The 15,293-nt window shown below is 67.9% G+C and carries 14 protein-coding genes; 12 read left to right on the top strand and 2 right to left on the bottom strand.

Annotation, left to right across the window (positions count from 1 at the left end; all coding sequences use genetic code 11):
• Positions 1-625: 625 nt before the first annotated feature.
• A complete protein-coding gene (locus tag IO36_RS15185; protein ID WP_037620205.1) occupies positions 626-1,411 on the bottom strand; it encodes a hypothetical protein in 786 nt (261 codons plus the stop codon).
• A gap of 263 nt (positions 1,412-1,674) precedes the next feature.
• Here IO36_RS15185 and IO36_RS15180 point away from each other — a divergent pair, with 263 nt between their 5' ends.
• The 10 genes from IO36_RS15180 (at position 1,675) to IO36_RS15140 (ending at position 12,148) form a co-directional block, all read left to right on the top strand.
• On the top strand, positions 1,675-2,334 hold the full coding sequence (locus tag IO36_RS15180) for a hypothetical protein (protein ID WP_425535534.1): 660 nt from the start codon (positions 1,675-1,677) through the stop codon (positions 2,332-2,334).
• 7 nt (positions 2,335-2,341) lie between these two features.
• On the top strand, positions 2,342-3,862 hold the full coding sequence (locus IO36_RS15175; protein ID WP_037620203.1) for a DNA polymerase Y family protein: 1,521 nt from the start codon (positions 2,342-2,344) through the stop codon (positions 3,860-3,862).
• A complete protein-coding gene (locus IO36_RS15170; protein WP_037620202.1) occupies positions 3,855-7,007 on the top strand; it encodes an error-prone DNA polymerase in 3,153 nt (1,050 codons plus the stop codon). Before IO36_RS15175 ends, IO36_RS15170 begins: the two co-directional genes overlap by 8 nt.
• 424 nt (positions 7,008-7,431) lie before the next feature.
• Complete coding sequence (locus IO36_RS15165; RefSeq protein ID WP_245173295.1) at positions 7,432-7,770, top strand: SH3 domain-containing protein; 339 nt, start codon at positions 7,432-7,434, stop codon at positions 7,768-7,770.
• 391 nt (positions 7,771-8,161) lie between these two features.
• Positions 8,162-8,530, top strand: a complete 369-nt coding sequence (locus tag IO36_RS15160) for an SH3 domain-containing protein (RefSeq protein ID WP_051900510.1) — start codon at positions 8,162-8,164, stop codon at positions 8,528-8,530.
• Between the two features lie 108 nt (positions 8,531-8,638).
• Entirely contained in the window at positions 8,639-8,824 is a 186-nt protein-coding gene (locus IO36_RS46840; RefSeq protein ID WP_158997371.1) for a hypothetical protein, read from the top strand.
• Positions 8,825-9,155: 331 nt separating this feature from the next.
• Complete coding sequence (locus tag IO36_RS15155; protein WP_245173294.1) at positions 9,156-9,515, top strand: GNAT family N-acetyltransferase; 360 nt, start codon at positions 9,156-9,158, stop codon at positions 9,513-9,515.
• A gap of 280 nt (positions 9,516-9,795) precedes the next feature.
• Positions 9,796-10,383, top strand: a complete 588-nt coding sequence (locus tag IO36_RS46835) for a GNAT family N-acetyltransferase (protein ID WP_037620199.1) — start codon at positions 9,796-9,798, stop codon at positions 10,381-10,383.
• A gap of 95 nt (positions 10,384-10,478) precedes the next feature.
• The gene (locus IO36_RS46830; RefSeq protein ID WP_158997369.1) at positions 10,479-11,342 is read left to right on the top strand and encodes an alpha/beta fold hydrolase; all 864 of its coding nucleotides are present in this window, start codon (positions 10,479-10,481) and stop codon (positions 11,340-11,342) included.
• A 317-nt stretch (positions 11,343-11,659) separates the two neighbouring features.
• Positions 11,660-12,148 carry a hypothetical protein gene (locus IO36_RS15140; protein ID WP_037620197.1) on the top strand — a complete coding sequence of 163 codons (489 nt, stop codon included), beginning with the start codon at positions 11,660-11,662 and terminating at the stop codon, positions 12,146-12,148.
• Between the two features lie 52 nt (positions 12,149-12,200).
• Here the strand turns inward: IO36_RS15140 and IO36_RS15135 are convergent, their stop codons facing one another.
• Positions 12,201-13,256, bottom strand: a complete 1,056-nt coding sequence (locus tag IO36_RS15135) for a hypothetical protein (RefSeq protein WP_037620195.1) — start codon at positions 13,254-13,256, stop codon at positions 12,201-12,203.
• A gap of 592 nt (positions 13,257-13,848) precedes the next feature.
• Here IO36_RS15135 and IO36_RS15130 point away from each other — a divergent pair.
• The gene (locus IO36_RS15130) at positions 13,849-14,178 is read left to right on the top strand and encodes a hypothetical protein (protein ID WP_037620194.1); all 330 of its coding nucleotides are present in this window, start codon (positions 13,849-13,851) and stop codon (positions 14,176-14,178) included.
• Positions 14,179-14,334: 156 nt separating this feature from the next.
• Positions 14,335-15,087: a hypothetical protein gene (locus IO36_RS15125; protein WP_037620193.1), complete on the top strand. Its 753-nt coding sequence runs from the start codon at positions 14,335-14,337 to the stop codon at positions 15,085-15,087.
• Positions 15,088-15,293 lie beyond the last annotated feature (206 nt).

Genomic DNA, 15,293 nt, shown 5'->3' with positions numbered 1-15,293 from the left:
TTCGCGCCGCATACCTTGCGTCATTCGCAGCGCTTGGCTGGTCTTATGCATTCAGGCCCGAGCTGGATCCCGTACGGCATCAGCTAATGAACCCGGACAGCGAATCACTCCCTCGACTTGCCTTGATCGACTTGAACGCGCCAAGCGAGCGCAGAGGGATGCTGCTCGTAAAAACCCCGGAAGAACTGCGAAGCCTGCTCGTTGTCATTGGCCACTATTCGATATTGCTTCCAGGCGTCACAGATCCACTCTCGTGTCAGGAGTTGTCAGACGCAATATCGCAGTGGAGTCGTCCAGGTAGCCCGGCGAACGCTACACTCAAAGGCGATACCGTCCCATGGCCTACTCAACCGGAGTATGCAATGGATGAATGGCTTCTGGATCTCCTTAACCGTGGAGAAGGGAGTCAGGAACCGGACTGCTGAGCCCGGACTCCGTTGCCGTCTTGAGCTGGTGGCAGGGCTTCGGTGGAGTCGCGTGATGCCAGGTTCGTGGCGATCTTCCGGCTCAGCGGCCCTCTCGGAATCGAACCCAGCGTTTTGCCATCGAACCGAGTAGTGCTGCATCCGGCGTGCCCAGAACCACGAAACACAGGAGGGCTGACGGCGAGCCGTCTGCCCTCTGGTCAGCTACATGCTTCCCGTCCGGCACGATGGTTCTCGTCCCGGCGGTGGAGTCCGTCAGGAGAGCGCGTCCGCCAGGATGCGCCGAGTTCCGCGAGTCGCCCACGAAGTACGCCGCGCTGCTCCTCCAGGTCCTGCGAGGCGGGCGTGACGAGATAGATGTTGTCGCGGTACAGGCGGAAACCGATGCACTCCCACCCCTGGGCGATCTTGGCGTTCACCCGGTCCCACTCGGACCGGTCCGTCAGGCGCCGGCTGCTGAGGTCGGTGATGCCGGGTGAGCAGGCGATGGCCCGGCAGCCGGGCATGAGTCGGTGGATCGCTTCGATGCCGAGAAGGGCCGCCAGGCCGTGCCCGCGCCACGGCGGATCCAGGGTCACCCGGTCCATGACGAGCAGTGCGGACCCGACGTAATCCAGCAGCTCGCCGACCTCGCTGGTGAAGAAGCCCGTCTCGGGATCGAGGAGTACTTGGGCGGTCTCGTACAGCTCTTCGGACTCCTCTTCCATGGCCCAGTAGGCATTCTGGCCGCGGTCGAGGTGCACCCGGTAGAAGGTCATCTCCCCGACGGCTACGTCCTCCACGGTGCACGCCGGGCAGTCTGTGGTGACACAGCCGTTGCTCGGGACCAGGTCCTGGCCGTCGCCATGCGTACGCCGGCGGTGCAGGACGGTCACGTTCCACCGCTCCAGCGTGTCGGCATGCGGGGTGTCCCAGAGGCCGTCGTCGTAGGAGATGCGCAGGTGCAGCTCGGTGGGGTCGCCAGGTAGCGGGGAGGGCTCGATCACTGCGGCAGCGTAGCGAGACCCGTACGGCCGCTTGCCCCACGGCGAGGCTGCGGGAACTGCCGTGGCCGACGAGCACGAGCTGGGCGACGTCGGTCAGGCCGAGGCGAATCGGCCTGCGCGGCCAACTTGCCTGCGCGGCATGGTCGTTCACAACCATCGCTGCTCTCGCCGAAGCCGTCAATTGAAGTCGGCACGAGGCTTCGTGTGAGTGGTGTGGCGCTCGCCCGCTTGCATTTCCCGCACAAGGAATCGAACATGTGTTCATGCGCGTCGTTTCGCCTGGTGAGCGAGGGACTCCGGAGGCGACCGGAGCCGAGTCCGGCACGCTCTCCAGCCTGCTCCCGGGCGGGAGGCTGCCCCGCGGCGCGGTGGTGAGCACTGGGGGTGATCTGCCTTTGCTGATCGCGTTGGCCGCGGAGGCCGCTGGTGACGGCGGCGCCTGGGCGGCGGTCGGTTTGCCGCAGCTAGGCGGACTGGCTGCGGCGGATGCCGGTCTCGATCTTGCCTGCGGGCTGGCGGTGCCCGAGCCGGGTCGGCGCTGGCCCGAGGTGCTGGCGATGGTGTGCGAGGCGGCGCCGGTGGTCCTGCTCGGCCCTGTGGGGCAGGTGGCCTTGCGCACCAGCCGCCGCATCGCGGCCCGCCTGCGGCGCTCCGGCACGACGCTGCTGACCTGGCAGGACTGGCCGGAGGCGCAGTTGCGGCTGCGGGTGACCGAGGCCAGCTGGGACGGACTCGGGGACGGTTACGGCCTGCTTGCCGGCCGCCGTACCCGCCTGATGGTCGTCGGTCGGGGTGCGGCGACGCAGCTGCGGCATGCCGAGGCGTGGCTGCCTGGGCCGGATGGCTCGGTGCGGCTGATCACCGAGCCCGCCGCCACCGCGGGCGGGGATGCGGTGCCGCTGCGACCCATCACCGCGGGGTGAGCCGGCAATGCGTGCGCTAGTGATCTGGGCGTTGGACTGGCCCGTGGTGGCCGCCGGTGCGGATCACGCCGAGCCTGTGGCGATCATCGCGCGGGAGCGGGTGATGGCCTGTTCGAAGGAGGCCCGTCGGCAGGGCGTGAAGCGCGGGATGCGGGTACGCCAGGCATCCGGCCGCTGCCCCCATCTCAGGCTGCTCGACCGGGATCCCGAAGCGGAGACACGGGCGTTCGAGCCGGTGCTGCGGTTGCTGGAGAAGCGAATCGCTCCGCACATGGAGGTCCTGCGCCCCGGTCTGATCGCCCTGCCCTCGCGCGGGCCCGCCCGGTACTTCGGCGGCGAGCAGGCTCTCGTGGAGCACATCACCACCGTGCTCACCGACGCCGGGATCGAATCACGGACCGGAGCGGCGGACACTGTGTTCGCCGCCGCACTGGCGGTACGCGCCGGGCAGGTCGGTCACCTGGTTCCAGCTGGAGAGACCGCCGCCTTTCTGGCTCCGTACCCCGTGGGGGTGCTGGGCCGCCCGCGGCTGTCTCAGCTCCTGCCCCGTCTGGGCATCACCACCTTGGGGATGTTCGCGGCGCTGCCGGGTGAACGGGTGCTGGCACGGTTCGGACATGATGCCGCCGCCGCGCAACGCACCGCCGGCGGCCTGGAGGCCCGGCCGTTCAACACGTCCGGGGCGGATGTGGACTACAGCGTGACCGAGGCGTTTGAGCCGCCCGAAGACAACCTTGAGCCGGTCACGTTCATCGCGAAAGCCCTTGCTGAGCGGCTCCACGCCCGGCTCGCGCGGGCCGGCGCAGTATGCGCCAGGCTGCAGGTCGAAGTGGGACTCGCGACCGGACAGCGCCTGTCGCGGCTGTGGCGGCACGAAGGCCGGCTCTCTTCGCTGGCCGTGGCCGAGCGGGTGCGCTGGCAGATCGCCGCCTGGGCCGAGACCGGGCAGCTCGACGCCGCCGCGGCGGGGATCACCAATCTGCGGCTGGTCCCTGAGGGGCTGTCGGCGGCCACCGGCCGGCAGTCGTTGCTGTTCGGGCCGCGGATCGCGCCGGAGGAACTGGAGCACGCCGCAGGACAGCTGCAGGCGATGCTCGGCCACCGCGCCGTGGTGCGACAGGAACTCGCCGGAGGCCGCGGGCCGGGTGAGCGGATCGTGGACATCCCGTATGGCGATGCGCGCTCGCGCCCGTTCATAGAGGGGACGTGGCCGGGGCAGCTACCGGCCCCGCACCCGGCGGTCGTCTATCCCACCCCGCGCCCCGCACAGGTGGTCGGGGCAGATGGCGGTGCGGTCGGGGTGAGCGGACGCGCCCTGCTCACCCAGCCCCCGGCCGCGCTGTCCATCGACGGAGCCGCGCCGGTGGCGGTGACGGGGTGGACCGGGCCGTGGCCGGTGCTGGAGGACTGGTGGATTCCCGCGCGGGCCCGCCGCCTGGCGCGGTTGCAGGTGACCTGCGCGGACGGCCGAGCCTGGCTGCTGCACATCCAAGACGGCCGGTGGGCGGTGGAGGCGCTCTATGGCTGATGACCGCCGCGGGAAGCTGTTGCGCTTCCCTGATCCGCGCGCCGCGCCGACGCCGGTGGGCGGCGGCTGGGCGGAGTTGCATGTGCACTCCGCCGGCTCGTTCCTCTTCGGCGCCAGCCACGTGGAGGACCTGGTCGCCGAGGCCTCCCGTCTCGGCATCGAGGCCCTGGCGATCACTGACACCAACGGGTTGTACGGCGCGAGACGTCTGGCACAGGCTGCGAGCGAATACGGTATCGGCAGCATCTACGGGGCCGAACTCACCCTGGGCCAGGGCCTCGGGTCGATCGTGGTGATCGCCCGCAGCCTGCTGGGCTTCACCCGGCTGTCCGCGGCGATCAGCGCCGGGCAGCTGGCCGGCGCCAAGGGCGCACCGCTCTACGACCTCGATGCGCTGTCGGCCGCCGTGCACGAGGGGGAGTGGGCGATCCTCACCGGCTGCCCCGTCGACGGTGCGGCGGCGTACGACACCGACGCTCTCCACGCGCGGATGGACCGGCTGGTGGAGCTCTTCGGCCGCACCCACCTGCACGCCGAACTCGTCGATCACCGCCTGCCCGAAGACGGCCCACGCAACGCCGCCGTGTACGCGGCGGCGCAGCGATGGCGGCTGCCGGTGGTGGCCACGAACGCCGTCCGGTACGCCGCCCCGCGGACCGCGCGGCTGGCTGCGGCACTTACGGCGCTGCACCGTCGCGAGAACCTCGACACCGCGATCGGGGAGCTGCCGCCGGCCCCGACGGCGCATCTGCGCACCGCCGAGGAGATGCGCATCCTCATGGCCCGCTACCCGCAGGCCGTCGCATCCGCCGTCGACCTCGCCCGCCACAGCGTCATCGACCTGAGCCAACTGCGCCCGCAGCTGCCGGACTTCGACGTGCCCGCCGGGCACACCCCCGACAGCTATCTGCGCCACCTCGCCGAGGCAGGCTGCGCCCGCCGCTACGGACCGCGCACCGACCCGGGAGTGGGCGCGGCGTGGAAACAGCTCGACTACGAGCTGTCCGTGATCATCGGCATGGGCATGCCGGGCTACTTCTTGATCTGCTGGGACATCACGCGGTTCGCGGCCGAGCAGGGGATCTGGTGCCAGGGGCGTGGCAGCGCTGCTTCCTCGGTGGTCTGCTACGCGCTCGGTATCACCTCCGTCGACGCGCTCAAGCACGGCCTGCTGTTCGAAAGATTCCTGCACGCCGAAAAGACCGACCCGGACATCGACATTGATTTCGAGAACGACCGCCGAGAGGAGGTGATCCAGTACCTGTACGCCAAGTACGGCAGGTCGCACTGCGCCCAGGTGGCGAACCTCATCACCTACCAACCTCGCCTGAGTGTCCGGGATTCGGCGCGCGCTCTCGGCTATCCCGTCGCGCGGATCAACGAGATGACCCGCCACATTCACCATGAGCCACCCGGGCCCGAGGTCGACATCCCGGGCGACGTACGCCACCTCGCGGGGCAACTGCATACCTTGCCGCGGCATTTGGGAATCCATGTCGGTGGGATGGTGCTGACCCGCCAGCCCGTCGGGGAAATCATGCCGGTCGAATGGGCCACCCGAGAGGGCCGTTCGGTACTGCAAGGAGACAAAGACGATGTGGCTGCCGCCCACCTTCTGAAAATCGACATCCTGGGATTGGGCATTTTGGCCGCCTTGCACACCGCATGCGACCTCATTTCCGAACACCACGGAATCAGCCTGGATATGGCCTCGATTCCGCAGGACGACCCGGACGTCTACGCCATGATCGCCGCAGGTCAGACGATAGGTGTTTTTCAAGCCGAGTCGAGGGCGCAGGTCTCAACATTGCCGCAGCTTCAGCCCCGCTGTTTCGATGATCTCGCGGTGGCCGCCTCAATCATTAGGCCGGGCCCAATTCAGGCGGGATCAAAACATCCTTATTTGCGGCGGCGGGCCGGCCTGGAGCCCGTGACCTATCCGCATCCGCTGGCCGAGCATGCACTCTCCAAGACGCTCGGGGTTGCTTTGTGGCAGGAGCAGGCCATGGCTCTGGCCATTGACTGTGCCGGGTTCACCCCGGGCGAGGCGGACCGCCTCCGTAAGGCGATGGCCGCCAAACACTCCCCGGAGAAGGTGGCACAATTGCGCGGACGACTGCTCGCCGGGATGGCCGCCAAGGGCATCGACCGTACCGCCTCCGAGCGTATCGTCGGCATGATAGAAGCCTTTTCGGATTACGGATTCCCGCAATCTCACGCCCAGTCGATGGCAGGCATTATCTATTCCAGCGCATGGGTAAAGTATCACTTTCCGCACGCCATGCTGGCGGGAATTCTGGCGCATCTCCCGATGGGTTTCTACGACTCGCAGACCCTCATCCAGGACGCCAAGCAACATGGCATCGAGGTCCGCAGTGTCGACATCCAGCACTCCGGCGTGCACGCCACGCTTGAGCCGCACGTCGGTCAGCCGGAGCGGCGGCCGGCGATCCGCCGCGGACTGACCTCCGTGACCGGGATCAGCGCGGAGATCGCTGAGCGGATCCTGACCGCGCGCGGCACTGTGGCCTTCCGATCGGTGGCCGACGTCGCCCGCCGCACACGGCTGTCGGCGAAGATGATGGAGCAACTGGCCGCTGCCGGGGCGTTCGATGGCCTCGGCGTTGACCGGCGCAGCGCACTGTGGTCGGCCGGCGCCTACTCCGGTGAGATCCAAGACGTCCTTCCCGGGATGAGTGACCTGGCCCCTGCACCGGAGCTGCCGGTGATGACAGCGGCCGAGGCTACCGCCGCCGATCTCGATGCCTCCGGTGCAAGCGCCACCGCCCACCCGGCGCAGCACCTCCGTGCCCTGCTGGCCTCGCATGGGGCGCTGCCCGCATGCGAGGCCCGCGACCTGGCCGACCAGACCCGGGTACGCGTCGGCGGGCTGGCCAAATACATCCAACGGCCCCCGACGGCGAAGGGGGTGGCGTTCGGCGCCCTGGAGGATGAGACCGGCATGATCAACCTGGTCTTCTCTCCCCCGGTCTGGGAACGCACACGTGAGGCGGTCCTCGGCGCCCCCGCGGTGTTGGCAGAAGGGCACATCGAGCGTGACCGCGGCTCGGTCAACATGATCGTGCACCGCGTGCACGCGCTAGCGGGCCCGGTTCGAGCTCATCAGCCGGGCCGATTCAGGTGACGGCCAAGGCCGGATGCGGCACGACTCGGCTCGATGGCAAACGGACTGGGTTCGATGTCAACAGACAACAGCGAACCTGGCGGTCAGGACTGTGTGCGGACAGGCTGGGAGTTTCGTCGGTATAGACGAGGCTCTTTCGTCGGTGCCCCCGGCTGGCTGCCGTACGGGCATCGCACTGTCAGCCGAGCAGTGATGGCACGTCTGGCTATGTGACCAGCCAGTCCCTTCCGAGGGCAACGAATCCATTGCCGTCACTCCTCAGCACGGCAACTCCACCAGTAGATATGCACACACGTTGATAGACATGACTCTCACAAGGCCCTCCTTTCGTCGAGGAGAGTTGCCTAACATAAACGCCTGTTGATGACGGCGACTCCGTGTCGCCGCGCCCGTGTGCCATCACAAGGAGTCCCGAGTCATGACCATGCTGCGTCGAACCGCCGCCCTGGCCGCGTCCACCGCTCTCCTCGCCGGAGGCGCGATGTCCCTGGCCCCGACCGCGTCCGCGGTCAGTGCTCCCAAGTGCACCTACAACCTGACCGACTTCACCGGGACGGTGGACGGCAACGGCGTCAATTACCGGACTGGCCCCAGCACCGGCTACACGGCCAAGGGGCGGCTCTACGAAGGCGACCGCCTGCGCATCTACTGCGGGAAGGGTCACTGGTACTACAGCGCGTTGGCCAAGCGCTCGAAGGGGGGCTTGGCCAAGGGAACCACCGGTTGGATCCGTAGCGACATGCTCTACCAGTTGGCTGGCTGAGTGGCGCCGGGAACAGGGGCGTTGCAGGTTCCGCGCTGTCGTGTGGCTGTCCGCGCTCGAATACCGGCCCTGTGTCGCATGCGACACGGCGGTTGACGTGAGTGCTGTGCGTACACGACAGGTCCATCCGGAAACTGCCCCCGCTCAGCTGGCGTACAACCCCTGTTCTGCATGTGTCCTTCGTGGGCCGTGCCGGCCCGCCCCACGGACGGCTTCCCACCGGTCCCATGCGTCGTGGCGAGCTCCCGCACATCGAGATCGCCTGACGTCCAGCCGGGCACCGTGCCATGCCGTCGCCGGTCGATGCACGGCTCAGCCGGCGGCTGGTCTGTGCCGCCGTCCGCACGCCCCGTCTCAGCACGAGCAATTCGTCTTGAAGGGAAGAACTCTCATGAAGCTGCACACCCCTGCGCGTCTGGCCACGTCGGGTCTGCTGGCCCTGTCGGTGGCTGCCGGTATGACGGTGGCCACCACCTCGACCGCCACCGCGGCCAGCACTGTCGGCAAGAAGGCCTGCACCACGTCGGTGGGATTGAACACCACCGTCTCCACGACCGTGCGGCTGCGCACCGGTCCGGGGACCAAGTACGTCGCGAAGGGCCAGCTTGCCAAGAACACGCGGGTCTACTGGTCCTGCAACCGGGGATCGACCGGCAGCGGGACGTCCTGGGGCTACGTGTTGGTGAAGTCCGGTGCGAACAAGGGCAAGTCGGGCTGGGTGTACCGGACTTACATCAACACGCCGATGCAACTTGACTGACGAAGCCGGTGCCGATCACCGACAGGGGAATCCAGGCTCTACACGGCGTGGAGTATCTCTGCCGCCTCGTCTCCCGTCCAGAGCCGACGGTCCGAAGTAGCGCCCTCCATGCAGGTTTCCCGCCCCGGCCCTCGACGAGCCTCCGTACCTGCCAACGGGCTCAGCGTCGAACAGATCGGTGCGTCTCAGCAGATCTGCGGCGCCTTCGAGATCCCGGCAGGTCCGAAAGCCGCCTTCGTGGAGCGCACACAGGGCTGCGGCAAGGAGCCCCTCGAATGGCCCGTGAAGAGCTGATCAGACCTCCGCGCACCAGGTGCCGGGGGGAAGAGCGCTGAGGGAGGAAGAACACCCGATGACGAAGAAGGGCATCGGCTCGGATGCCGCTGGTCAAAACCGCGGCTCGCCGGCGGGGAGCCCGGAACTCATACGCGAGCCCGCTACACGTTCGCAGTTGCCGGCTTCCTCACTGCTTCTCCCTCCCTCTCCGCTGGAGACGACCACGCGGGCAAATCAGGTCACGCTGACCCGAATCGCGTTTCTCGACGACCTCGACGAGGCCAACGCGATGCATTCCAGGTGCTCGTTGGAGTCGCGCTTCGCTCGCTATCACGCTGCTCGGCGGGCCTTGACGCCTCGCGAGTGGTGGCATCTCTGCGACCGGGCCAACGGGACGACCTTGATCACGGTCCCGCTTGACGAACCGTCGCGCGTCATCGCCATCACCCACCTCCTGCGGACGCAGGTCCTGCATGTCCGCGAACTCGGCATCCTCGTCGAGGACTCCTGGCAGGGCCAGGGGTTGGGCACGGTCCTCGCCCACTACGCCGTGGACCTCGCTCGCACCCACACCCTCGACTGCCATGAGATCACTGCCATGACAGGAAGCGGCAACCAGCGGATGCTGTCCATCCTGCGGGGTCTGCGCGCCCGCGTAACGGGCCGGGACGGACCCACGCTGGACACCGTGATCCAGGTGGAGGCATAGGTCCATGCACCATGCCCTCCAACAAGCTCATGTGCGTCGTGATGCCAGGGCCAGCGGGGGCCGGCGGCACCGGGATCGTGGGCCTCACGCACGGCCCCGCTTCTTCCGGTGCCGCCGGGGCAGCAGCCGACAGAAACGCGGTGCCGCGGCTCGGCGCATTCCACAGGACAGACCCAGCTCAGCGCGCGACCGGTCATCTCGGGGGCTGACATCGCGCAGCACCGCCAGCTGTTTCTGACCAGCCACATGACGTATCCGACACCGATTGGGAGATTCTCCAGTGCCCCCGCTCCTCACCGATGCCCGACACGACACACTCCTCGTTCTCGACGACGGGACGATCGCCTACGCACGCGTAGCCACCGTCGAGGACCACCCTCTCGTCGAAGATCTGCACGCACGGTGCAGTGTCGCGAGCCTCTTCGCACGCTACGGAGGACGCCGTCCGGGATTCTCCTCCGCCGAGTGGCAGCACATGGTGGACAGCCCGCGCAGTCGTGTACTCCTCGTCACACCCGACCAGTCCGATCACGTCGTGGCCATGGCGTCGATGGTCGCGCATGTCCGCGCGCCGGAAGTGTGCCAGGTGTCGCTGCTGATCGCCGACACTCCTGCGGATGCGTACCAGTCGCGCGGGCTCGGCACGCGCCTGGCCGACCTCGTCGCCGACCTTGCCCGCGACGCCGGATTCACGTCCCTCGCCGTAACGCTGCTGTGGACGAACTGGCGGATGCTGCTCATCGTCGAACACCTCGGCGGCCCGGTCCTGCCCCAGACCTCGTACGTGCGCAACATGGCGTTGCTCGGCTTGCTGCCGAACTCCGGCCTCGACGTGGCCGACGAGCTCGAACTCCGGATCGCGCTGTGAGGGCGGCGGCGCCCCCGGGCACCCGACGCTCCACGGTCGTCACCGACGACGGCGCCCGGCTGACGGTCTACACCGATGGTCCTTCACACGCCAGCGTGACGGCCATCCTCAGCCACGGATACCTGATGACCGCGGACGTGTGGCGCCTCCAGGCACGCGAACTGTCCGCCCGCGGCGTTCGGGTCGTCCGCTACGACCAGCGAGCCCACGGCACCTCGGACCCCGGCCACGCCGCTCTCACCATCGACCGGCTCGGCGCCGACCTCGCCCACATCATCGACGCGACCACACCCCAGGGCCCGATCGTCCTCGCCGGCCACAGCATGGGCGGCATGGCAGCCCTCACCGTCGCTGCCCGGCAACCGGAACTCATCCGGCGCCGCAACCCCCACGTGGCCCTGATCTCGACGGCCTGCAGCAGAGCCCAGCTGGCACCGGGCAACCACCCTCGCCACTGGATCAAGGCAGCAGTCCGTGCCAGTTACTCGTATCCCCTCTGCTGGATGCCGCCCGCCGCCGACGTCGTACGGCGTCGGCTCCCGAACCGTCACCCGTGGGCGCTTCGCCCCGAAGCACAGCACCATGACGACATTCCGCCGCCGGGTCGGCAAGCTATCCGCCGTACGCCCACAGAGCAGATCGCCGAGCTGTGGCAGTCCCTGCGCACCTACACCACGGCAGATCAGCTTCACGCCCTCGACGCCCTCGACGACCAAGTCGAGATCATCACGGGCGAGCTGGACGACTGGATCCCCCTGTCCCAGACCCGTGAACTGGCCCTGCAGCTGCCCAACGCACGTGTCCACGCGCCCGTCGCGGGCGCCGGGCACCGACTGCCCACCAACAGGTTCGGCCACGCCGCGGTGACTCAGGTTCTGAGCGGGATGGCCGAGGCCGCGCTCCGCGCGCCCGAATTTACGGCCGCGGCGCCGACGCGCCTTCGAGGTGTACCGACATGAGCCCCGCCCGCCAACTGCCACCCTCCGCTGCCCCGTTGTCCATCCGGCTCGGCCCTGACACGGCGATGACCCTGCGGTTCATCGCCGAGCCGACAAGGCCCCGTCGGCGCCACCGAAACCGCGTTCAACCTCTCCACGGTCCCGCCGAACCCGGGCCACGGACATCCTCCGGTTCCGGAAAGCCCTCCGCGTAAGCAGGTCGGTCCGGGCCCACAGCGCCCGCCGGCCCCACGGCGAGCCAGGCGATCGGGCCCGGTCGGCAGCGATTTGCACCACCTCACCCTTGGCCTTCTCGATCGTGTTGGATCGGAGAGCCCATGCAGCCGCACGCCCGCCGAGCGCTTGAGGGCTGGCACACGGCCTGGACCGCCCAGCAGGACGCCGCCCTGGTCGCTTTTGCCGCCGCATTCCCCGGCCTTGGACGAATGGACCCCCCAACCGGCTGCTGTGATCCGCGCATGAAAGTCGAACGGCCCGGAGAGGCATCCGGCTTCGTATGCTTCGACGATCACGGCCGCGCCACAGTGGATTTCAGCGGAATCCCACAGAGCACCCTCGGTGAAACACTTGAAGTCATCTTCGGACGCGGGTGGTTCGACGAAGGCCCCGATGGAATTGGCGCCGCTCCGCCCGGCACCTACAACTGGGACGACGACGCCACATACGCCGAATTCGAAATCAAGGTCGAGGTCGATGCCACGGCTTCGATCTGTATGTCGTACGTGACCGTGGACGACGCAATGGTGCTCCTGGACGAGTTGCAGACCCATCTGGTCGGGCGCACCGGAGGCCCCGAGGAATCGTGACGTCGCCCCGCTCGGCCCTGCGCCCGCGCAAGGGATGTGCGGGCGGAGCCTTTCAGCGTTCCCAGACTCCGGTCAGACGTTCCGGAGCCGGTGTCTGAGCCTCCGCGTTCTCTCGCCACGTCGCCGTGAACGGGAACTCGTTGTCCAGCCAGAGCACTCCGGCCAGCTCCGAAGGCATCGTCCACCGGGGCGGGTTCCCGGGCTGGAACTCGATGGGCCTGTGGATGAAGGTGTCTCCGAAGTTGAACTGCACCGTCACCGTGGGTCTGCCGTTCAAGAGACAGTCCAGCTGTTCGATGCCCAGGCCTGTGAACTTGTCGGCTCCGGCGGCGACGATGAGCGGCAGGCCCGTCTCGTTGGCCAGGGCCCGGTACTTGCTGACCTTCTCCTCGATGCCTGCAACCAGCGGCTGAGCCGAGACGACGCCGGCCAGGCCGCTGGGCGGGGACAGGATCGCGCGCATCCCGGGCACGCGCATTGGGGAGCCCGTCTGCGGATCGGCCATCAAGAGAAAGGTGTAGCCCTGGCTGGCGAACTGCACCTGATGCAGGGGTGACAACAGGTAGCGCCGCAGGTCCAGGGCGATCTTCTTCGCTGTGCGTGCGTCCGGTGGATTCAAAGGGCGGTCAGTTGGGCCGGCCACGGTCAGCACCACGGGCACGGGGATCTCCTTGACCCGCTCGACCAGGTCGTGCCACGCCTTCATCCTCCCGTACAGCTCTTTCGACGGGCTGTGCGTCAATACCTCGACCAGGGCGACCGGCCGGCCTTCGTCGTCGAGCACGGTCCAGTCCGGTGTCTTCGTGCCCCACAAACGTTCGTACTCCACGTGGAGATCCGACGCCCGGAGTGCCTCGCCGGCGGCGAGTTCGATGTGATCGCTCCAGAAGTTTTGGTCTTTCCAGAGGTTCCTCGCGTACGTGTCGGCGTGCTTGTCCGGCAGCAGGGCGAGCTGCGCGTCGAGCCATGCCCGCCACGGGCCGTACTCGTCTTCTACGGCGAGGTCGTACGAGAGGGGCCGCCCCTCAGGGCGGCGGTGGCCGTATCGGCGTTTCTGTTCGGCCACGAAATCGGGGCCGAACCGGCGATTCGGCTGATCGGTCGTCATAGGAGTGGATTATGAATCCTCGCGTCCTTGTGCCGCACCCGAGTTGACAGCAGGTCCGGCCCCTTCCGTGTCTCCCGATACACGTTGCCGTGTTCAGGGTGCTGTCTGTGTCCAGCCTTCCGGTCGGCGAAGGCAAAGCAATGTCGAATATGGCACCCATTCGCAACAGGCCAGGCAAGGCGCGTCGGGGTTGATGCGCTCAGTCGGGTGCGGGTGGTGTCCCTCCCGGCTATCGAGTATGGGAGGCCGCAGCGAACTCCGCGCAAGGTCGGCCGCCCAGTCTTTCTCCGCTCCTGCGTCACGGAGAAAGACTGGCCGTCCTCCCCTGCACTCCGTTCGACGGCCCCCCACATCTCTCTTCGCCGGGAGGGGCCGGGGGCCGATCTCCACGGCAACGCATCCCCCGGGGCCGAGTCCGTCACCCGACCGCAGCACTCGGGGCAGACCCGTCTCACGCAACTCCGCCCACAGCCGCATTTGCCCAGTCCAGAGCCCCTTTTTCGCATTGACCACCACACTCAAGAAAGATAGATTTACCTATGTCAACACGGGGCAGGGCAAGCCCCGGGAACCCACTCGATCAGGAGATCCGATGGACCTGAACGACTTGAACCAGCCGCTCCAGCTCAACGACACCACACAGCTCAAGGCAGTCTTCGACCCGGCCTTGCGGTGTTTCTCCGCGCAACTGTGGAAGGACGGCGAGCCGGCCGGACTGCTCGGGCTGGTCGGCCAGTTCACCCACCCCGACGACGTACTGGACGCGGTCGACGAGTTCCTCACCGAGCAGGGCGAGAGCCCGCTGACGGAACAGCAGATGGGCCTTTTCGGCGGGATGCTGATCATGGCGAAGGGCGGCCCGGACGCCGAGATGCTCAGGCTCGCCATCGAGGACCCCTCCAAGGTCCTCTTTCTCTTCTGACCCGCCACTCCTTCCGGGGGCCTGGGCTGCTGCCTCGCCCGGCCCCCGGCCGTGGAGCCCACCTGTCCGCACGGTGCTCCCCATCGCACGCCGCACGCACCCGCCGGCGGCTCCGCAGCCCGAATTCTCACCGGAAACGAAGGGACCAGACAGACCTTGTTTACTCCCGCAGCCATCACGCAGCTCGCCGCCGAGATCCTCGGCAGCGACTGGAAGGCTGAACGCTCCCCCTGGGAGGTTCTCGGCAGCTTGACCTCACCCGAGACCGACGAGTTCACCCTCCATGTCGACGATCTCCATCACCTCGTCCTGGACTCCGCCTTGGCTGGCGAGATCGCCCGGTTCACCGGACATCCCGCCCAGAGCAGCGGCGAGGATCTCGCCCGGAACGTCGCCGAGGCCATCCGCCACTATCTGTCCACCCTCGACGACGAGACACAAGGCACTGCGCTCTACCAGGAGCTGAACCGGGGAGCACACTTCTCCGGCGCCGACTACAGCGACCCGGAGACTCCCTGCCACCCCTCCGTCACCATCGCAGGGGGAACTTGCTCCTTCTACATCGACGAAGCCCGCGTCGCGCAAGTAGTCGTCGAGCTGGACTGGCTCACCGCGAGCGGCGCCCGGATCTGGCCCGGGGCCGTACCCGTTCGGATCACACTCGACGGAGGAGTCGTGTTCTCCTCCACCGGCACGTGGGTGGTCGAGCTCCAGCACCCCGAAGACGGCGGGGACGACAGCGTGTGGGAATACGAGATAGCCGCCGAGGATGCTCCGACCGAGGCGGACGCCCGTACGGTCGCTGCGAAGCGGTTGCTGGCTGACCTCAAGTCCCGCGACAACGCCGACGCCTGGAACGGCATCACGATCCGCAGCGTACGACTCGCGGATCACTCGCCGACGGCCTGAGCTTCGCATTCCTGACGGACATCGGTCGGCCGGGAAGATCTCAGCGGCCCCGTTCCGACGCCACCGGGTCTCCACGACGCCGCCCGCCTCCCGCGCGGGCGGCGCCTCCCGGGCGCAACATCGCTTCCTCGGGCGGCAGTTCGGCCTCATCCCGCGGAGATGCGCGCCGACCCCGCTGGGGCCGCGCTCGGCAGAGCGCAGATTCA

Origin of the sequence: Streptomyces aureus, assembly GCF_000725495.1 — a bacterium.
GTDB classification, from domain to species: Bacteria; Actinomycetota; Actinomycetes; order Streptomycetales; family Streptomycetaceae; genus Streptomyces; species Streptomyces aureus_B.
The sequence above is the reverse complement of the archived record's forward strand: the minus strand, read 5'-3'. Positions and strand labels throughout refer to the sequence as shown.